Annotated in this window: 16 protein-coding genes; all 16 read left to right on the top strand. The window is 60.9% G+C overall.

Features of this window, described 5'->3' with window-relative positions; translation table 11 throughout:
- Positions 1–32: 32 nt before the first annotated feature.
- The 16 genes from EC919_RS02725 (at position 33) to EC919_RS02650 (ending at position 19,564) form a co-directional block, all read left to right on the top strand.
- Positions 33–2,060 (top strand): lipase family protein, encoded by a 2,028-nt coding sequence (locus EC919_RS02725; RefSeq protein WP_133771000.1) that lies wholly within the window; start codon positions 33–35, stop codon positions 2,058–2,060.
- A gap of 4 nt (positions 2,061–2,064) precedes the next feature.
- Entirely contained in the window at positions 2,065–2,856 is a 792-nt protein-coding gene (locus EC919_RS02720) for a hypothetical protein (RefSeq protein ID WP_133770998.1), read from the top strand.
- Between the two features lie 40 nt (positions 2,857–2,896).
- Entirely contained in the window at positions 2,897–3,691 is a 795-nt protein-coding gene (locus EC919_RS02715; protein ID WP_133770996.1) for a hypothetical protein, read from the top strand.
- Between the two features lie 40 nt (positions 3,692–3,731).
- On the top strand, positions 3,732–4,535 hold the full coding sequence (locus EC919_RS02710) for a hypothetical protein (RefSeq protein ID WP_133770994.1): 804 nt from the start codon (positions 3,732–3,734) through the stop codon (positions 4,533–4,535).
- A complete protein-coding gene (locus tag EC919_RS02705) occupies positions 4,532–5,356 on the top strand; it encodes a hypothetical protein (protein WP_133770992.1) in 825 nt (274 codons plus the stop codon). Before EC919_RS02710 ends, EC919_RS02705 begins: the two co-directional genes overlap by 4 nt.
- A 185-nt stretch (positions 5,357–5,541) precedes the next feature.
- On the top strand, positions 5,542–5,808 hold the full coding sequence (locus EC919_RS02700; protein ID WP_133770991.1) for a PAAR domain-containing protein: 267 nt from the start codon (positions 5,542–5,544) through the stop codon (positions 5,806–5,808).
- Positions 5,809–5,909: 101 nt separating this feature from the next.
- Positions 5,910–6,968, top strand: a complete 1,059-nt coding sequence (locus tag EC919_RS02695; RefSeq protein ID WP_133770989.1) for a hypothetical protein — start codon at positions 5,910–5,912, stop codon at positions 6,966–6,968.
- Between the two features lie 197 nt (positions 6,969–7,165).
- On the top strand, positions 7,166–10,333 hold the full coding sequence (locus tag EC919_RS02690; protein ID WP_432213785.1) for an ImcF-related family protein: 3,168 nt from the start codon (positions 7,166–7,168) through the stop codon (positions 10,331–10,333).
- Positions 10,330–11,943 (top strand): type VI secretion system protein TssA, encoded by a 1,614-nt coding sequence (gene tssA / locus EC919_RS02685; RefSeq protein WP_133770987.1) that lies wholly within the window; start codon positions 10,330–10,332, stop codon positions 11,941–11,943. The genes EC919_RS02690 and tssA overlap by 4 nt, the downstream gene beginning before the upstream one ends.
- A 22-nt stretch (positions 11,944–11,965) precedes the next feature.
- Complete coding sequence (gene tssF / locus EC919_RS02680) at positions 11,966–13,735, top strand: type VI secretion system baseplate subunit TssF (RefSeq protein ID WP_133770985.1); 1,770 nt, start codon at positions 11,966–11,968, stop codon at positions 13,733–13,735.
- Entirely contained in the window at positions 13,699–14,790 is a 1,092-nt protein-coding gene (gene tssG, locus EC919_RS02675) for a type VI secretion system baseplate subunit TssG (RefSeq protein WP_133770983.1), read from the top strand. The genes tssF and tssG overlap by 37 nt, the downstream gene beginning before the upstream one ends.
- Complete coding sequence (gene tssJ / locus EC919_RS02670; protein WP_133770981.1) at positions 14,771–15,307, top strand: type VI secretion system lipoprotein TssJ; 537 nt, start codon at positions 14,771–14,773, stop codon at positions 15,305–15,307. Before tssG ends, tssJ begins: the two co-directional genes overlap by 20 nt.
- Before the next feature lie 3 nt (positions 15,308–15,310).
- Positions 15,311–15,751 (top strand): type VI secretion system baseplate subunit TssE, encoded by a 441-nt coding sequence (gene tssE / locus EC919_RS02665; protein ID WP_133770979.1) that lies wholly within the window; start codon positions 15,311–15,313, stop codon positions 15,749–15,751.
- Positions 15,752–15,768: 17 nt separating this feature from the next.
- Complete coding sequence (locus EC919_RS02660) at positions 15,769–16,494, top strand: type VI secretion system ImpA family N-terminal domain-containing protein (RefSeq protein ID WP_243842194.1); 726 nt, start codon at positions 15,769–15,771, stop codon at positions 16,492–16,494.
- 195 nt (positions 16,495–16,689) lie between these two features.
- Positions 16,690–17,322 carry a biliverdin-producing heme oxygenase gene (locus EC919_RS02655; RefSeq protein WP_243842193.1) on the top strand — a complete coding sequence of 211 codons (633 nt, stop codon included), beginning with the start codon at positions 16,690–16,692 and terminating at the stop codon, positions 17,320–17,322.
- A complete protein-coding gene (locus EC919_RS02650; RefSeq protein ID WP_133770975.1) occupies positions 17,315–19,564 on the top strand; it encodes an ATP-binding protein in 2,250 nt (749 codons plus the stop codon). The genes EC919_RS02655 and EC919_RS02650 overlap by 8 nt, the downstream gene beginning before the upstream one ends.
- Positions 19,565–19,609 lie beyond the last annotated feature (45 nt).

Genomic DNA, 19,609 nt, shown 5'->3' with positions numbered 1-19,609 from the left:
CGCATCAAATCTTCAATCAGGAAGGACCCGGCATGAAAGACAGACAGCACCAGACGGATATCTTTTGCACCTACAAGCCTGTGGCTATCGGCCCGCAGAAAACCCATTGGGTTGAATTTCAAATGGTGGACGAGCTCGGCGCGCCGCTGGCTAATCTGCCGTGGCGGGCGACCAATCAGGCAGTGCGGGATGGCTGCGTTGCTGAGTACTCGGGGAGCACCGATGCCCAGGGTGTGATTCGACTTGAGGATCTTTATCCGCTCGACGTGACACTGCTGATGCCGGCAGCGCCGTTGGCTGACGTCCTGAAACAGCGGCGGTTGCGGGCTGTGCGCCCGGAACCCGAGCGGCCAGGTGCAAGTGACAGCAAACCTCTGTACGGAAAGCAGCGTCCCGGATTTTCGCCGGTGGAAAAACAGGCACTTGAGCAGGGGCATGCCTATCACTACCTGCGAATAGGGCAGTTGTGTGATGAGCTGCCGGCGTTCAATCCGCCTTGGCCAGAGCTGGATCCGCCGCCGGCTTATCATTTCCCGGACGCTGAGTTTTCAGGGTTTACGGTGCAATACGAAGCGCTGAACTGCCGGCATGTCTTGGAAGTTTGCCCACTGCGTGCGTGGTCGTTGGTTTTGCATCATCAGCCTGAGTACAGCCTGGCGAATGCCTACAACTTGGGGCTGATGAGTATCCTGTCGTACAGCAACCGTCCGAAGGGTTTATTCGGCTCGCCTGCGTATTTTTTTGCCGAGCAGTGTCTTGATCTGTCGAGAACTCCTAGGGTTTGGGATGGGGGGAAAAACTGGCCCTGTCTGGTCACCGACGTTTCATTCAATGACCGTTATGCCTCCTGCGTAAAGATGAACACCGCGACCGCAATACCTCCCCAAGGTGACACCCAACTTTTTTCCGTCATAAACGCCACGCAAGTGCTGGTGGCATGGCGCGGTACCGACTTTGACCGCCTCCATGCGCCCGATCTTGCTACAGACCTAACCTTCCGTCCTGTCCTGCCTGAGGTGAAAGCCAGCTGTGCGCCATCGGTACCCTGCGTAGATATGGCGCTTGAAGGTCGGGTACATTTGGGATTTCGAACTGCCTACCTCGCTGCGACAAATTGTTATTCCATACACCTGGCGCAATATCTCCCCGAAAACATTGGGGGTAGAGAACTGTATATCTGTGGACATAGCCTCGGTGGTGCTCTGGGATTGATTCACGCAGCTTCGCTCAAGGCACACAACCCGCTTCTATACACGTACGGAATGCCTCGCACTTTCACGCTGAGCGCGTTAAAGGGGTTGAGCGAAATTCGTCATTTTCGTCACGTAAATGACACCGACACCATTCCCAGCGTGCCACCTCAAGCTGACCTCGATAATCACCTCTACAACCTGTACGGCCCGTTAGGCACGACATTGGGTTTCGCATGGTCGATGGGCCAAGTCCTCGCGACTAATGTGATCAAGTTCGGCGATCCATACGGCCATCACGGCGAACTTGCCATGTTCTACCGCGTAGAGCAGCACACGCAGAGCCGGGGCTCTTCTTACCCTGCATACCGCAGCAAAGATGGCCTCGGCGCGCCTTACTACAACACAGTCAAAACCCGACTCCCGGAGCGGCCCAGCCTTTACTTGGTGCCCAGTTTATGCGGCGCAGAAAATGATCAGGCCGAACAGTCGCAGCGCGCCCTAATGCGCTGCCTAACTCCCGAGGAAAAAGCGCGCTTCTTCCTACCTCATGAAAACATGAAGCCCGGGGGGCTACTGGGTATCGGTAACCACATGATGGGTGAGTACATGACGCATATCACTGATCGCCTGTTAGCAGCTATCAAACTTGATCGTGTACCACAGCTTGCCGCGCAGAAAAAGATTAAGCGTTTCAAGGAGCAGATGAGAAAATACGGCAACTCCTCACCGAAAGATGAATATGACCGGAATAAGTTTTTTCTTGCGATGCATCAGGGAGTTGATACGGCATTGAAGGCGACGCAGCAGTTGGACGGCGGCGCCGAAGCTCTCAAACGTCTAGCTAGCATCGCGTTAAAGCGGGGATAAACAAATGAGCGGAGTAACTGGTCAGCTTAGAAGTTTTTTGCTGTGCTTTACGCTGTCTATCTCAGTGAGCGGCTGTGCGACGGATCGCACCATGTCACCAGCGCCGGAGGGTGAAAAGGTCTTCTTTAGTATTAAACTTCCCGAAGGCTTGGAGGCGAAGCCTATGCGCGTAATGTATCGGTCTGCTATATGTCGCCACGTAACCCATGATGCACACGGGCACCGTGAGACTTTGGATGGTTATAACGGGTTCGATCTAATGTTAAGGCGAATTAAGAATGATCTGTATGAGGCTGAATTATATGTCGACGGCGGTGGCCCTTGCAGATGGCGTCTGAGCAATGTGGACCTCGGCGTTCGATATTGCGTACCCACTCCATTCGGAGTTGATGCGACACCTGGGTGGGGCGGTGGATTGATAGTCGTATTTGATTCCAACAACCCTCAGCGTCAAATCTCCAGCCCAATTATCGTGAAAGACGCAGTGTTGAATGTTATAGAAGATTACTATCCACTGGTGAGCGAGCGTTTTATCAATGGTTACGCCAAGCAGGTTAGTCTTGTCGGCGTCCATGGAGGCGATTTGACGTATACCGCGCCGGATGCACGGATAGTCTATTTTGAGCCAGTGCTGCACGGGGATTACGTAGTGAGGTCAATTGCCCCTAAGAAAAACGTAAAAGGCGACTTTCCTAAGTTTTATTATCCGGATGGAACCGTTCAGTCCCATTGGCGATCGGAGGCTGACTTTAAAAAAATGCAGGAAATCCGCCTGAAAGCGGAAGCAAGTAAATGAAATCGCTTACCGCGCCACCCCCTGTAGCGGGAAAAACTCCATGAATAACACCAAATCATTTTCGAAGACTTCGGTTTTGTGCTTCGTATTGCTCACCTTCCTCAGCGGCTGCGCCAAAGACTACAGTATGAATCCACAGCCGAATGGTGAGAAGGTCGAAATCGTTATAAAGATGCCTGAGGAACTGGAGCTGACACCTCTGCAAGTCATGTATCGCTCGGCTATATGCCGTAAAGTTGTCCATGACGGTGACGGGAGGCCTGAGTCCCTTGAAGGATATAACGGTTATGGTTCGGAGCTAACGAAGCGTGGGGCCACAGAGTTCTATGAGACGAGGTTATTCATCGATGGAGGCGGTCGCTGCAAGTGGCGTCTTAGTAATGTCGTATTTGGCATCAACTACCGTATTCCTAGTCGCTTCGGGGAAAGTGTAACGCAGGGCACAGGCGGCACGGTCATCATAGAGTTTGATGGTAACGATGCGCAGCTCAGTTTCGGAAGAACAAGGAATGTGGTGGGTCCAGACTTAATAGTGGTCAAAGATTACTATCCATGGCTAAGCGAAAAATTTATCGGCGGTTATGCCAGGCGTGCAAATCTCTCTAGCGAAGGTGGCGGTTATCTTACTTATAAGGCTCGGGAGGCGAGGCGCATATATTTTGAGCCAGTTTTGCATTCGGATGTGGTCGTGACATCCGTGTCGCCAAAGAAACACATCATTGGAGATTTCATACAGTTTTACTACCCAGATGGGACAGTAGAGTCCAATGGGCAGTCGGTACCCAATTTTACTAAAATGCAAAAAATACGCTTGGCAGGTGAAGCAAACAAATGAAGTCGCTCGGTGTGCTGCACCTGTTTTTAAGGAGTTTTAGATGAGCAACGCGACGCTATACGCAAAAACTACACTCTTATGCCTTGCGATGCTCGCTCTCTTAAGCGGTTGCGTAAAAGACTACGACGTTCTAACGCCACCGCCCGACAGCGAAAAGGTAAAAATTGTTATAAAAGTGCCTGCCGAGCTTGAGCCCAAAACTTTGCTCGCCAAGTACGAGTCGGCCAGATGCCGAATATTTATCGACTTTCCCGGTGTGGGCCTTGTGCCGTTTCCAGGGTCAAACTTTCAAAATTCGAAGTTCACGAGGCGGGGAGAAACAGATCTGTACGAGGCGGAGGTTTTCGTTGATGGCGGCGGTGAATGTGAATGGCAACTAGATAACGTCGAGTTTGGAGTCGTGTATCGTATTCCCAATCGTTTTGCAAAAAAAGTAACGGCTTATTTTGGTGGGGCAGTTATCGTTAAGTTCGACGGGCAGCACGCGGCCTCTAATACGGTTGATCAGTTTATCGAAGGGCCGGACCTGAAAATCGTAAAGGATTACTACCCATGGGTAAGGGAAGCCTACGAACTTGGTTACTACGATAAGAGTGTAAATCTGGCCAAAGAGTATGAAAGTTATCGTACCTACAGGGCTCGGGATGCAAGAAACATCTATTTTGAGCCAGTGCTGCATTCAGATCTTGTCGTGACGTCGACTTCCCCTAAGAAACGTTTCGCTGACGAAATCGTAACTACAACATTTCGCTACCCCGACGGTACGGAAGAATCCAACAGGGAACTTGAGCCGGACTTTAAAAAAATGCAGAAAATCCGCTTGAAGCCGGAGGCGAAACAATGAAATTGCTCAGCGCCACGAGATATCTTCAGGGCGATCAACTGAATCAGAAAGCGTCAGGCTTCAGCGCTTTACTCATAAGTATTACGTTGTTGGCATCGCTCAGTGGTTGCGCACTTGACTACGAACTGCATCCGGACACGGAGGGGGATAAAGTCACAATGAAAATTAAAGTATCGGAAGGGTTAGTCCCGCCGCCCATGGCCGTGGGTTATCTATCGACGATCTGCGAAAACGTTTATGAGGGGCCTGATGTATTCGGCAGTATCAGGGAGCAGCGTGTAGCGTTAAAACGGCGCGGGGAAGACAATTTCTATGACGCCGATTTCGCTGTTGACGGTGGCGGGATGTGTAGGTGGCGCGTGGCTTACGTGAAGTTTGGTGTCCGTCCTCAATCGCCTGAGCGCATTGGCGAAGGTGCGGTAGTGGGAACCGGAGGAGATGTCCTGGTCGTGTTTCAGCATAACAATCCGGATTTTCCGTCTGAAGGGGTTAAAAATGTGGTGGGCACCCATCTTGATATAAAGAATAATTACTACCCATGGTTAAAAGATGTCCTAAAGAAGGATTACGTCAAGAGGCTTAATCTGGTGGGTGAAGCGGTGCCTTACCAGACTTACCTGGCTCCCCAGGTGCGAAACATAAACGTTGAGGCAGTGCTTCACGCCAAGTATCTCGTGACATCAAAACAGCCAGAGTTCAAAGGCACCGGAACTCACCCTGCCTTTATTTATCCAGACGGGACTTCGGGCCCTAATGACAGCGATACGCCAGATTTTCCCACGCTTGAGGCCATTCGTTTAAAGGCTGAAGCCAACCGATGAGGATGTGAAATGACTTAGGTTGCCACACCTGATCTTTAAATCGGCCATCAGGTCGGTAAGTACAGGCCCGCACCGTTAAAACCCGGCACGTACGACACGCACGCGCAACGCATCAGCTCGCCCAGGCATCCGCTCGCGCGGAATAAATACCCAGCTTCATCAATTCATTAACAAAGGATCTTTCAATGTCACAAGGATTCGTATTGTTGGGTGACAAGACCACCCACGGAGGAGCGGTAATTTCCGCGTCGTCCACTCATATCAATCAGGGCAAAGCAGTCGCTCTGGTGGGGGATAGGGTCATGTGTCCCATACCGGGACATGGCGTTAATCCCATTATTGAGGGCTGTGACGACTGCTTCGAAGATGGCCGTGCCTTGGTGGTCGACGGCTGTCACTCGCTGTGCGGTTGCCAGGTCATTTCCAGCGCACCTGACTGGGCGGTGGATTGAAGATGGCGTGGCAACGTGAATACGTGCAAGCAGGGCTCGCACCCAAACCGCCTTCACCGATTCGCTGGCTGCTGATCGTGGTTTTAGCGGGGGCAGCGGCTGTGCTGATGTTCCTGCTCTACGTCGTGGTGCCTGAATTGCAGGCATTAAACGTATGGGCGCTCACCGCCTCGCCGTTGGTGGTGGCGATTCTCACGCTGGCGGCGCGGGTGCACGCCTACGGTGGCGCTCTGGATGAGTACAGGCTGCTGCAGGAGCGGTCCCGGCTGGCACAGGTCGCCTGGGCGGAATGGGGTCAGCGTTACATGGCGGCCATGGCCGGTCTGGTTTTTTTGCCCGAGCATTTGTCTGCGGTGGCGATGATGAAACCGCCCCATACGCCTGTCCCACACTCAGGCAAAGCCCGCCGCATCGTTGGCCTGCCGAAGGGCCAAAAGGGCCGGGCCCTGGCGGGTCTTGCCCAATTGATGGGTTCGCTGTCGACAATACTGGCGCCGCTGCCACCGAGTGAAAGTCTCAGTGTCACTGTCCTGACCGATGCGCCACAGGATGAGCATCCAGCATTGGCTGACGCCTGCCAGCAGCACCTGTCCGATCTCATTCCTTCGGCCACCCTCACCGGCGTCCACGTAACAAGCCAGCTCTCCTTCGCCTGGATGGAAGAAACACTTAAAAACACAGTCGACGCGGTCGAGCTCATCCTCGTCGTCCAGGCCCACGGCAAAGACGCCTACTCCGACGGACTCGCCGCCCTCCTGCTTTGCCCCGACGCAGTCGCCAAAGCCCACAAGCTGCCCATCGCCGCGCGCCTGTTGCGACCCATGCCACTCGATATCGAATCGCTGGAAACCGACTTCACCACCTTCCTCCAGATTCAAGCCACTGCTCGCCAGGCAAAGGGCCTGCTGGCTGACCGCGCCGACTGGCAACCCGAAACCACCCCATTACTGGCCGCAGCGGCGCGCGAGGGTGCAGCGCTGTCGGTTGACCATCGCTGGATTCTGGAACCGATGAACGGCGTGCCGGGCCTTTGCGGTCACTGGCTGCTGGCAGCGCTGGGCATCGAGATGACCAGACTCGCGCAGCAACCCTTGTTGCTACTGGCCAGTGAAGACACGGGCCGCTGGATCAATACCGTCACACCGGGAGATATGGCATGAAATCCTTGATCGGCAATGGCTGGCGTCGCGCGGGTGGCGCGGTATGGCTGGTCGCCTTCGCAGCGGCGCTGGGCTGGCTGGTTTACACCTATGGCGTAAGGGTCGGACTGACGGAGAGACATCAGCAAATAACGGCGTTTCTGTTGCTGATGGTGATCGCGCTGCTGGTGCAAACCCTTCCCCGTGCCCTGGCGCTGATGAAAAGCCGCCTGAGCGTTGAGCGGCGGCAGGGTGACGGCGTATTTCCACCGGAGGAATCGTCCTCCACGTCTGACACCAAAAAACTCCCGGGCGTCGCTGAACTCCAGGAGCACCTCGACCACCAGTACACCGCCTTCCAGCGCACCCGCACCCGCTTCATTCTGGTCGTCGGCGAGCCCAAACAGATCGAGGCCATCGCCCCAGGCCTTGCCGACGCCCAGTGGCTTGAATCCCGGAACACCGTGCTGCTCTGGGGCGGCAGCCCGCAATCCCAGCTCTGCAAAACCGCCACCCGTTGGCACGCGGTAACCCATCGGCGTGGTCTGGACGGCGTGGTCTGGGCCCTCGATAAACCGCTAAGCGCCAACGCCGCGACAATGGCCAGCGGCGTCGCCGGCCTGCAGCAACTGGCGCGAACCCTGGGCTGGCAGTTGCCGCTGCACCTGTGGGAGGTCTGCGAGAGCAATCGGACGCAGCAAAAGCACGCACGGGGCCCCGCTGGGTCGCTGCTGCCTCCGCGCTTCCGCGGCTCGCAACTGCAGACGATATTGGCCCCCATCGACGACTCGATGCATCAGATGGGCCTGGCCGAGCTGGCAGTCTATCCTGACCATGACTTTCTCTCTCGGTTGTCCTCCAACCTGAAAGCTGAGGGTATCGCCCGCTGGCGGCATGCGTTGACGCCGTTGCTGGGCAAGTTTGCACGGGGCGTGCCGTTGCGCGGGCTGTGGTTCAGTTTGCCGGCGCTATCGACCGAGTCCCACGGCAATCAATGGCTGCCGGGTCCGGCGTGGGCCGGCGTGCTCGCGGACACACCTCGCCACGTCCGGCGCTTGAATTGGCCCGTCACGCGCATCAGCTACGCCCTTGCCCTCGGCGCCATGCTGATCTGGTTGACGGGCCTGCTGCTGTCGTTTTCCACCCACCGCACGCAGATCCTCGACGTTCAGTCGTCCCTCGCGGCCGTGCGGCCTTCCGGCAACAGCGATGAGCAGTTGCTGGCCCTCAACGCGCTGATCCTCGAGATGGGTCGGCTGAAGGAGCGCGCGCGGCGTGGCAAGCCGTGGTACCAGCGCTTCGGGCTGAGCCAGAATGACGCGCTGCTCGCGGTAATGTGGCCACGCTATGTCGAGGCCAATAACCGGCTGATGCGGGACCCGGCGGCGGAGAACCTCAAGCGCCAGCTGGCATCGCTGGTGGCGTCGCCTGCCGACAGTCCGCGGCGGGCCAAGGGCGCGCACAACGCTTACGTGCAGTTGAAGGCCTACCTGATGATGGCCCGCCCGGAGAAGGTTGACGCCGCGTTTCTGGTCACCGCGCTGGGGCATGCCGAGCCGACGCGCATGGGTGTGGCGCCGGGTTTGTGGAAAGGACTGTCGCCGACGCTGTCGCAGTTTTACGCCGAGCAGTTGGCGGCCAATCCGCAGTGGCGTATCGAGCTGGATGAGGCACTGGTGGCCCAGGCGCGGCAGGTGTTGCTGGTGCAACTGGGCCAGCGCAATGGTGAAGCCAGCCTTTATCAGCAGGTGCTGGAGGCCGCCGCGACCCACGCTCCCGATCTCGACCTCGAGCAGATGGTCGATGACAAAGAGGCGTGGCCGTTGTTTTTCACCGAGGCGAGTGTGCCGGGTGTGTTCACGCGGCAGGCGTGGGAAGGGCAGGTGCGTCAGGCGATTGATGACATCGTCGAGGCCCGCCGCGAGCAGATTGACTGGGTGCTCAGCGATCGCGAAAACAGTGCCGTTGCCGACACCTCGCCCGAGCAGCTCAGAGCGCGCCTGACCGAGCGCTACTTCCATGATTACTCCGGCGCCTGGCTTGAGTTTCTCAATAGCGTGCAATGGCGGCGGGCCGACAGCCTGGCCGACGTCATCGACCAACTGACGCTGATGAGCGACGTTCGTCAGTCACCGTTGATTGCCTTCATGAACACCCTGGCTTGGCAGGGTCAGGCCGGCACTCGCCGTCAGGGGCTGAAGGACTCGCTGGTGCAGTCGGCGCAGAAGCTGATGAGCAGCGAGCGCTCGGTGCCTGTGCCTGCCATCAGCCAGCAGCTCGACACGCCAGCCGGTCCGCTGGATCCGACCTTCGGCCCGCTGTTGGGGTTGTTGGGCAAGAACCCGGAAGGCAAGGGCGGCGATGACGACCTCAGCCTGCAAGCCTTTCTGACCCGCGTGACCCGGGTGCGCCTGAAGTTGCAGCAGGTCAGTCACGCCGCCGATCCCCAGGGCATGACCCAGGCCATGGCGCAGACGGTGTTTCAGGGCAAGAACATCGACCTCACCGACACCCGCGCCTACGGCGAGTTGCTGGCCGCCAGCCTCGGCGAGGAGTGGGACGGCGTGGCTCACGCGCTGTTCGTGCAGCCGCTGGATCAGGCCTGGCGCAAGGTGCTCGAGCCCTCGGCGGCCGCCCTGAACCGGCAGTGGCAGCAGGCGGTGGTTGATGAATGGGACAAGGCGTTTCTCGGCCGTTACCCCTTTGCCGCCACCGGCAGCGACGCCTCGTTGCCGATGCTGGGCAAGATGATTCGTGGGGATTCGGGACGTATCGAGCAGTTCCTGCAGCGGGAACTGACCGGCGTGTTGCGCAAGGACGGTGGCCGCTGGGAGGTGGACCCGACCCACGGTCAGGGCCTGCTGATCAACCCGAAGTTTCTCGCGGCGGTCAATCAGCTCAGCCACCTGGCCGACGTGCTCTACACCGACGGCGGCATGGGCATCAATTTCGAGCTGCAGGGCAAGGCGGTGCGCGAAGTGGTGCAGACCACCTTCGTGCTCAACGGCGCGCGGCATCAGTACTTCAATCAGAAAGAGAGTTGGCAACGCTTCGGCTGGCCCGGCAGCAGCGACCACCCCGGTGCCAGCCTGACCTGGACCAGCGTGCGCAGCGGCGAGCGTTTGTATGGGGATTTTCAGGGCGTCTGGGGGTTGATCCGTCTGCTGGACGCCGCCACCGTCACCGCGCTGGAGGACAGTGACAGCCTCTACCGCATCGAGGTGCCGGCGCCGGACGGCCTGGACCTGACCTGGCACATGCGCACCGAGCTGGGCGCAGGACCGATGAGCCTGCTGGCGCTGCGCAATTTCAAACTGCCGCGACAGATCTTCCTCAACGGGATGGCCAGCGCACAACCGTCATCGCGCGCCGAGGTGATCGAATGAGCCTGCAACGGTTGATTGCCACCACCCTGGGCGAGCGCGACGCAGTGAAGATGGCCAGGGCCCACGCTGCGGAGTGGGCGTCATGGCTGACACCGATCAGCGATCACTCTCCCGCTGGCCAGGACCCGGGTTATGACGATGATTTCCAGGGCATGCGCGAGGAGGTCAACAAACTGTCCGGCGCGGACGCCGAGCGGGTCATCGTGCTGGCGGAACAGCTACTGAAAGGCACGTGCAAGGACCTGCGCGTGCTCACCTATTACCTGTGGGCGCGTCTGCAGCGGGACGGCGAGGCCGGGTTGTCGGCAGGCTTGAATCTGCTGGCGGCCATGGTTGATCGCTACAGCGCCGAGGTGCTGCCGGCGCGGCCCAACAGTCGCAAGGTGGCGCTGGAATGGCTTGCCAGCGCCAAGGTGCTGGACAGCCTGACGGTGTACCCGGAGGTGGTGAAAGCCGAGGCCGAACGCACGGTCGCCGCGCTCGCCTGGCTGGATCAGGTGCTGGAAGGCTGGCCCGCCGAGCAGCGTCCGGAACTGGGCGCGCTGTACGCGGCGCTGTCGGCACGGCTGGCCCAGGCCGGCGGACTGGATGCCGTGGTACCGCAATTCAGTGCCAGCCACGCCACCGCTGGTCGTGAATCAGGCAGCCGTGAAGCCGCCAGCCACGGCGCTCGCCCCGAACCGGGCGTCATCCGCTCGGGCCGTGACCTGCTGGACAACGGCCGCGCGCTGGCCAGTTACCTGCGTGAACAACCCCAGGGCTGGCTGGCGGCCCATCGGCTGATGAAAAGCCTGCGCTGGGACACCGTGCACCAGTCGCCGCCCCAGGACGCGAGCGGTCGAACACGACTGGCACCGCCTCGCGGCGAATACCGCGCGCAGCTTAAACGGCTGTACCTGCAACAGAGCTGGACCGAGTTGCTCGATCAGGTGGAGCGCATGTTCGCCGAGGGCGTCAACCATTTCTGGCTCGACCTGCAGTGGTTTCTGTATCAGGCGCTGAGCCGCCAACCCGCCCCGTCGGAAGGCTGGGCGCGCATCGTCAAGGAGGATCTGAGCCTGCTCCTCGATCGCCTGCCGGGCCTCGAAACCTTGTGCTGGGACGACGGCTCGGCCTTTGCCGACGAGACCACCCGCGAGTGGATCGACCAGCACGTCAGCACCCATGGCGTGGCTGCATGGCTGACCGCGCCGGCCACTTGCGTCGCAGACGACGTCGACATTCTGTCCCTCGAAAGCGAGGCACTGGCCCAGGCTGACCGCGACGGCGTGGAGGTGGCGCTGGCGTGGCTCGACACGCGGCCCGACATTCACGGCGGCCGGCAGCGCTGGTTGCTGCGCCTGTTGATGGCGCGGGTCGCCGAGCAGTACGGCAAGAGCGAGCTGGCGTTGCACCTGCTCGGCGAACTGGACGCTACGGCCCAGCGCCATGTGCTCGCCCAGTGGGAGCCCGCGCGGGTATTTGAAGTCAAGGCGCGGTTGCTCAAGCTGCTGCGCATCAAAGCCCAGCGCAGCGACGCCGACAAAAACGCACTGAGTAAACGTATGGAGCCGCTGCTGGCGGCTCTGGTGGCCATGGACCCGGTGCGCGCAGCAGTGCTGTGCGGCTGACACTGACAACCCGGAGGTTTCTTTGAACACGGACAATCTGACCCTGCGTTATTTCGACGCCGAAATGCGCTACCTGCGTGAGGCCGGCAAGGAGTTCGCCCAGGCGTTTCCCGACCGCGCCGCCTCGCTGAATCTGGACAAACCCGGTGCCCACGATCCCTACGTCGAGCGGCTGTTCGAAGGCTTTGCGTTCCTGATGGGGCGCCTGCGGGAGAAGCTCGACGACGACTTGCCGGAGCTGACCGAAGGTCTGGTCAGCCTGCTGTGGCCCCATTACCTGCGCACGATCCCGTCGCTCTCCATCGTCGAGTTGCAGCCCGACGTGCACCAGATGAAGCAGAGCGAGCAGGTCGCGACCGGCTTTGAAATTCTGTCGCAACCCATCGGGCCCCAGCGCACGCGCTGCAGTTACACCACCACCCAGGACTTGACCCTGCGCCCGCTGGCGCTGGATTCGGTGCGCCTGGCCCAGGAACCGGACGGTCGCTCGTTGATCCGCCTGCGTTTTTCCTGCGGTGCGCTGAGCCACTGGGGTCAGCTGGATTTGCGCCGCATCCCGCTGTACCTCAACGCCACGCCGGCAGTGGCCAACGCGCTGCATCACGCGCTGACCCTGGGCACACAGGCGTTGTATGTGCGTCAGCCCGGCGACGCGCAACGTCAACCGCTGCAAGGACGTTTTGGTCCCAAGGGTTTCAGCGATGACGACCGGCTCTGGCCCAAGGGCGACAGCGCCTTCAGTGGCTATCAGTTGCTGCTGGAGTACTTCAGTTTTCGCGAGAAATTCATGTTCGTCACACTCCACGGGCTCGAGAACATGAGCATCGCGCCCGACGCGCCGTGGTTTGAACTCGAGGTTGTGCTGAGTGAAGCGTGGCCCCACGGGCTTGCCCTCAGCGCCGAGCACGTTCGCCTGCACGCCGTGCCGGTGATCAATCTGTTCCCGCTGGAGGCCGACCCGCTGTCGCTGGACCCGTTGCAGACCGACTACCTGCTGCGACCGATGCGCTTGCAGGACGGCCACACGGAAATCTATTCCGTCGACCGGGTGACGGCGTCCCGGGATTCCGGGCGGGAAGAGTACGTGCCGTTTTCCAGCTTCCGGCACAAGGGCGGCATGCTCCGCGACGAGGCGCCCGAGCGTTATTTCCACACCCGCCTCAAGCGCGGTGCGAACGGGTTGCATGACACTTGGCTGATCCTCGGCGGCGAGGGCGCGGACGTTGATCGCCTGTCCGAGCGCCCATGCCTGTCCCTGCGCCTCACCGGTACCAACGGCCAGTTGCCGAGAAAGGCGCTGCAAAGCACGATCCTCGACACGCCGCTGCACGCCACCCAGGCCGGTCTGCGGGTGCGCAATCTGTGTGCGCCGACCCTGCCGTGCTATCCGCCGAGTCGCGACCGCTTTCACTGGCGGGTGTTGAGCCACCTGGGTTCGAACTTCCTGCCCATGCTCGACAGCGCCGAAGTGCTGCGCGGCACCCTGGCGCTGTACGACTGGACCGGCAGCGAGCTCAATCGCCGGCGCCTGGACGCCATCGTCGAGGTGCGTCACCACCTCATCCAGCGCTTCGAAAAAGGCTTTCTCCTGCGCGGCGTGGACATCGAAGTCACCCTCGATGCCGACGGTTTTGCCGGCGAGGGCGATATCTGCCTGTTCGGCGAAATGCTCAACCGGTTCTTCGCGCTGTACGCCGACATCCATCTGTTCACCCAGATCACCCTGATCCTGCAACCGACCGGGAGGAGCCTGCGATGGAGCGAAAACCACAGCCAGCGGATTCCCGGTTAAGGCTCGTCGAATGGCTCGATGCCGTGCAGGGGCGGGTGGCGGAGGCGAGCGTCTACCGCTTTTGCCAGTTGCTGGAAACCGTCGTGCCGGAGCAGCCGCCGCTGGGCAGCTCCGAGGACCCGGCGGATGATCTCGTGCGTTTTCGGCCCGACCCCGGCATGGGCTTTCCGGCCAGCGAACTGAAAGCCGTGGAGTGGGCGTCTGAGGATCAGGTTCTTCCTGCCACCGTGCGCACCCGTTTGCTCGGCCTCTACGGCGTGGACTCGCCGCTGCCTACGCGTTACCTCGACGACATCGCGCAACGACGGGAGGGCCATGAGGCGCTGGAGGGGTTTCTCGACATCTTCAACCACCGGGTCTTCACCCAGTTCTACCGGATCTGGCGCAAGTATTCGTACCCGGCCTCGTTCGCGCCCGCTGGCGCCGACCCGACCTCACAGTGCCTGTTCGGGCTGATAGGGCTGGGCATCCCCGGCACCGCGAAACGCATCGCCACGCCGCTGTCGCGTTTTCTGGCGTTGCTGGGCGTGATGCGTTTGCCGACCCGCAATGCCGAGGGCATTTTAGCGCTGGTGCATTTACTGGCGTCTCACACCCGGGCGTCGATCGCGCCCCACTGGCCACTGAACATTGTTCTCGACGCGCCTGCCAGCCTGTGCTCCGCGCGGCCGGTGAGCCTGTCCCAGGGCACGCCGCTGGGCAGCGTTGGCCGCGACGTCAACAGCGAACTGATGCTCACACTGTTCACCGCCGACCACGACGAGGCGCGGGAGTGGTTGCCCGGTGGCGGCTTGCACAGCGACCTGCGGGTGCTGTTGCAGGTGTATCTGGGCTGGCGCTGTACGGCGCGGTTGCGCCTGTCCCTGCCGATCGATTGCCTGCCGGTTTCGGCACTGAGCGGACGCGGCGTGCTGCTGGGCATGACCGCCGGACTCGGGTTGAAAGGCGGCACTGCCGGGAATAACGACACCATCACCATCCATCTGGGCCGTTATCAAGGGCTCCACGTCAACCCTCAGGAAATAGGACCCACCCATGTCGCCTATTATGTATAAAGCGCTGCCCGTCATCGCCCTCGGCCTTCTCGTCAGCGGCTGCGGGGTGACGCAAAGCGTGTCGGACTCCACCGCATCGATGACCAGGGCGATCTTCTACAAACAGGTCAAAACGCTGCGCCTGGACTTCGACGGTCGCGTGGCCCTGAACACCGACGGCACGGACATGCGCGCCGTGTCGGTGCCGGTGATGGTGCGTGTGTATCAGCTGCGTGATGGCAAGTCGGTGAACAAAGCCAGCTACGACGACCTGCTGCGTGATGCCGACCGCCTGCTCGGCGCAGACCTGCTGGATCAGCGATCGCTGGTGATCAAGCCGGGAGAGGGGGCGCAGCTGGATGTACCGTTGAATGAAAACGCCGGGGTGGTCGCCGTGGTCGGGTTGTTCCGCGAGCCCGATTCACAGCTCAATGACTGGCGCTTGCTGCTCAGCCGCGACGACCTCGACCCGGATCGGCCCCGGGTCATCGAGCTCGGCGAAAGCCGGCTGACGCTGCGCCCCCTGGCCGAGGGTTGAGCCATGACCGAGCTCAACCCTTCGCTGTACGAAACCCTGCTGCAGAATTTCAGCGGAGAACTCGACCTGTCCCGGGTCGCGGAGGACGACCAGTACGTGCTCTCGGTGCTGGACAACCTGCAGCGCGTCCTCAACAGCCGCGCGGGTACCCTTGCGCACCTGCCCGCTTACGGCCTGCCGGACATGGGCGCCGTGCTCGAAGGATTACCGTCTGCCGCCCATGCACTGATGCGCACCATCGCCGATACGTTACTCAAATACGAGCCGCGCCTGTTGTCGTTGCACATCGAACTGTTGCCCCAGCCCCAGCCGGGGCATCTGGTCTACGCCCTCGACGCGACGCTGGAAGGCGAACGCACCGCCACATTCGGCACGACGTTGAGCCCGGAGGGAAGGGCGGTGGTGCGTCATCTCAAGCGCCATGATGTGCGGGCCCTGCCTTGAGACCGATGGAAAGCCCGATGACCAGGGGCGTCGCCATGGGAATCATGGCCGGCGGCGATCCGCGCGCGTTGCCAGACTACCGAACGTTGTGCGTTGAGATGGCCCGGCTCGGTCATCCGGCTTGTCCCGATGTGGACTGGCGAACCATCGAGCAGTGCTGCCTCGCCTTGTTCGCCAGCAACGGCGCGGACCTGCAAACGGCGGCGGCTTACGCCCTGGCGCGCAGTCATCTGGCCGGGCTGGACGGGATGCACGATGGCCTGGAGGTGCTGGAAACCCTTTTGCGGGCAGGCGCCCAGCCCTGGCCCCGAGGGGTGTCGGCGCGGACTGAAATTCTCAATGGACTATTCGGCGCGTGGCAAGCGGTGCTGCGGGAGCTGGAAATCAATGTCTGTGATCTGCCGGACCTCGGTTTGTTCAGCGCGCAACTTGAGCACTTGCGCCTGACGCTGCTTGAGCAGATCCCGGTGCCCATCAGTGGCCTGGAAGGCTTGCGCACGCAGGTGGTGCAACGGGCGTCCCGGGTCGAGCGCGATGCTCAGGGCGCGGTGCTTCTCGCGCCGAACGCCATGCTGCCTCCACCGCTGTACACCAGCGCGCGTTCCCCAATGCAAAGGAATCCCGCAGTCACGCAGCCAACGCCCAGCCGCATCAGGCCCGATGCAAAAATACCCCGCGCGATGTGGATCGGATTACTGATCGGCGGGCTGCTCGGCCTGATCGCCGCATTGGCCTGGCTGTGACGATGCCGGGTGTATCAAGGCTTCCCGACGGCAAGGCTCGCGCAGAGAGCGTACCGCCCAGCCGAACGTCGGCATTTACCCGTCAGCCATATTTACAGCCGGGCACTGTCTCCATTAGTGTGCGCGGATCATCTGCCTTAACACTGCGGCTGCCGCATGTTAAGGCGCGTCCGCTCAGACCGGACACTTTTGCCCTTGGTTGAAATCACCCCCGAGTTGCCCTGCGCAGACGCCCCGGCGCCCCTCGCCACTGTACTGCAGCAATTACGCACGGCCACCGCTGCCCTGCACAGGGCGCTCGAAGCCAGGCTGCCACTGACCCATTCCCGGCTCGATCTCGACACCTACAAACGGATCATCGAGGCCTATTACGGCTTCCATCTGCCCCTGCAACAGTCGATGGAGCGCTTTCTGGCGCCACAGGGCATCGACCCTGCGCGGCAGAAGATACCGGCGCTGATCAAGGATCTGCGCGCCCTCGGCCTCACCGAGCTGCAGATTCAGGCCCTGCCGCTGTGCGCCGAACTGCCCGCCATCGGCAGCGTCGCTCAGCTGCTCGGCGTGATGTATGTCATGGAGGGGGCTACGTTGGGAGGGCAGGTGCTGCGGCGGATCATCGCCGACAAGCTGGGCGTCGATGCCGACAGCGGCGGGGAGTTTCTGGACGTGTACGGGCGCGATACCGGGCGCTTGTGGAAAGCCTTCCTTAAACAGCTGGCCGAGTTCGATGACCCGCTGTACAACACCGAGGTGGTGCAATCGGCCCGCCTCACTTTCAAGTCCTTTCAAACCTGGCTGGAGCGAGCGGGAGTGCTGAACAATGCTTAACGACATGCAGACCATGGACGACCTGCTGGACACCTGCGCCCATGAACCGATTCGCATCCCCGGCGCCATTCAGCCCCACGGTGTTCTGCTGACCCTGCTCGAAACCGACTGGACCGTGCAACAGGCCAGCGCCAATGCCTGGCCGATGCTGGGTATCGCCCGCGACGTACAGCCCGGCGATTCGCTGGCGCACTGGGTGGGTCAGGCGCAGGCAGATGCCTTGCGCGATGCATTGCTGGACGCCGATCTGGACAGCCTCGATCCGTTGCCGATGGAGTGTGACGGGCAGGCGTTCGATGGCCTGCTGCACCGTCATGACGGTCTGTTGTTTCTGGAATTGGAGCCCGTCGCCGCGCAGGCGTCGATGCAGGAACTGGGGCCGCGCCTCACGCGCACCCTGCGTCGCCTGCAATCGGCCAAATCGCTGGACGATCTATACGCCATCAGCGTCTCGGAGATCCGCGCCCTGACCGGGTACGACCGTGTGATGATCTATCGCTTTGAAGAGGAGGGCCACGGGCAGGTCATTGCCGAGTCGGCGACAGCCGAACTGGACGCCTACCTGGGGCTGTTTTTCCCCGCCACCGACATTCCCCAGCAGGCCCGCGAGCTGTACCGCCTGAACTGGCTGCGCATCATCCCCGACGCCACGTATGTGCCGGCGCCTCTGGTCCCGGCCCTGCGCCCGGACACCGGCGAGCCGCTGGACATGAGTCACGCGGTGCTGCGCAGCGTGTCGCCGATTCACTGTCAGTACATGCATAACATGGGCGTGCGTTCATCGATGAGCATTTCCCTGCTCAAGGATGAACGGCTCTGGGGGCTGATCAGCTGCGGCAATCGAGAGCCGTTGCAGGTCCCGCACACGCTGCGCTCGGCCTGCCAGACCATCGGCCAGGTGCTGTCGATGCAGATCAGCCTGCTCGAAGACCAGCAGACTCAGCGTCAGCGACTGGCCAAACATCACATGCTGGACCGGTTGTCCAGGGCGATGAACGAGTCCGCGGACGACGTCTACAACGGGCTGCTTGAACACTCTCAGGCGCTGCTGACACTGGTCGACGCCGACGGTGTGGCGGTGATCATCGACGGTGACGTGCATCTGATCGGCCAGTGCCCGAGCGCCGAGCAGGTGACCGCATTGCAGCAGTGGCTGCAGAACCGGCCCGGAGCGGTGTTCGAGACGTCAAGCCTCGGCGCCGTGTTCCCCGACGCGCAAGCCTATCCCCACGTAGCCAGCGGACTGCTGGCGTTCAGCTTGCCCAAGCCGGTGACCAACGGGGTGTTGTGGTTTCGCGCCGAGGTCAGAGGCAGCGTGGAGTGGAGCGGCAACCCACAGCACGCCAAACGGGTCGTCAACGATCGCTTGCAGCCACGGGAATCCTTTGCCCTGTGGGAGCAACAGGTCGAGGGCAAGGCCAGGGCCTGGAACGCTGGCGAGCTCTACGCCGTGTCGGATTTGCGTCGCTCGGCGCTGGAGGCGGACCTGTCGCGCCAGGTGCTGCGCGAACAAGAGGCCGTGCGTGCACGCGACGAGTTGGTGGCCGTGGTGTCCCACGACCTGCGCAGCCCGCTGACGATTATCGTCATGCAGTGCGGCATGATGCAGCGGGTGATCAGCGCCGACGCCACTGCATCTACCAAACGACTCAACTCGGCCATCGACATCCTGCAGCGAGCGTCCACGCGGATGACCAGCTTGCTGGAGGATTTGCTCGATACATCAAAGATCGAAGCCGGCCGCTACTTCATCGACGCCGAGCCGCTGGAGGTCAGCCAGTTGTTCGAGGACGCCTGGTCGCTGCTCACGCCACTGGCACTGAACAAATTCATCGACCTGACGTTCGACGCCGAACCGGACCTGACCATTTTCGCCGATCCGGAGCGCCTGTTTCAGGTGCTCTCCAACCTGGTGGGCAATGCGATCAAATTCACACCCAAGGCTGGCAGCGTGAAGGTCACGGCGGCGGGTGCGGGCGACAACGTGGTGTTTACCGTGGTGGATACCGGAGATGGTATTGGCAGCGATCAGTTGCCCCACGTGTTCGAGCGTTACTGGCGCAGGCGCGAAGGCAATCCGAGCGGCACTGGCCTGGGGCTTTATATTTCCCAAGGCATCGTCCGGGCGCACGGCGGCGAACTGACTGCCACCAGCGAGCAGGGCGTCGGCAGTGAATTCCGCTTCACGGTGCCGCGCGTAGCGGGATGGGCTGCCCTCGGCTCAACGGACCGTAGCAACTGATCTATTCCTGCGTGGAATCCCCCGCATAAAAAACATGAATTTTAT

Origin of the sequence: Pseudomonas graminis (genome assembly GCF_004364335.1) — a bacterium.
In the GTDB taxonomy this organism is placed as follows: domain Bacteria; phylum Pseudomonadota; class Gammaproteobacteria; order Pseudomonadales; family Pseudomonadaceae; genus Aquipseudomonas; species Aquipseudomonas graminis_D.
The sequence above is the reverse complement of the archived record's forward strand: the minus strand, read 5'-3'. Positions and strand labels throughout refer to the sequence as shown.

Excerpts from the sequence above, each read along its gene's own strand:
- tssE (WP_133770979.1), top strand. The coding sequence starts at position 15,311 with ATGACCGAGCTCAACCCTTCGCTGTACGAAACCCTGCTGCAGAATTTC.
- tssG (WP_133770983.1), top strand. The coding sequence starts at position 13,699 with ATGGAGCGAAAACCACAGCCAGCGGATTCCCGGTTAAGGCTCGTCGAA.
- EC919_RS02660 (WP_243842194.1), top strand. The coding sequence starts at position 15,769 with ATGACCAGGGGCGTCGCCATGGGAATCATGGCCGGCGGCGATCCGCGC.
- EC919_RS02705 (WP_133770992.1), top strand. The coding sequence starts at position 4,532 with ATGAAATTGCTCAGCGCCACGAGATATCTTCAGGGCGATCAACTGAAT.
- EC919_RS02690 (WP_432213785.1), top strand. The coding sequence starts at position 7,166 with ATGAAAAGCCGCCTGAGCGTTGAGCGGCGGCAGGGTGACGGCGTATTT.
- EC919_RS02710 (WP_133770994.1), top strand. The coding sequence starts at position 3,732 with ATGAGCAACGCGACGCTATACGCAAAAACTACACTCTTATGCCTTGCG.
- EC919_RS02650 (WP_133770975.1), top strand. The coding sequence starts at position 17,315 with ATGCTTAACGACATGCAGACCATGGACGACCTGCTGGACACCTGCGCC.
- EC919_RS02700 (WP_133770991.1), top strand. The coding sequence starts at position 5,542 with ATGTCACAAGGATTCGTATTGTTGGGTGACAAGACCACCCACGGAGGA.
- EC919_RS02720 (WP_133770998.1), top strand. The coding sequence starts at position 2,065 with ATGAGCGGAGTAACTGGTCAGCTTAGAAGTTTTTTGCTGTGCTTTACG.
- EC919_RS02725 (WP_133771000.1), top strand. The coding sequence starts at position 33 with ATGAAAGACAGACAGCACCAGACGGATATCTTTTGCACCTACAAGCCT.
- tssA (WP_133770987.1), top strand. The coding sequence starts at position 10,330 with ATGAGCCTGCAACGGTTGATTGCCACCACCCTGGGCGAGCGCGACGCA.
- EC919_RS02715 (WP_133770996.1), top strand. The coding sequence starts at position 2,897 with ATGAATAACACCAAATCATTTTCGAAGACTTCGGTTTTGTGCTTCGTA.
- tssJ (WP_133770981.1), top strand. The coding sequence starts at position 14,771 with ATGTCGCCTATTATGTATAAAGCGCTGCCCGTCATCGCCCTCGGCCTT.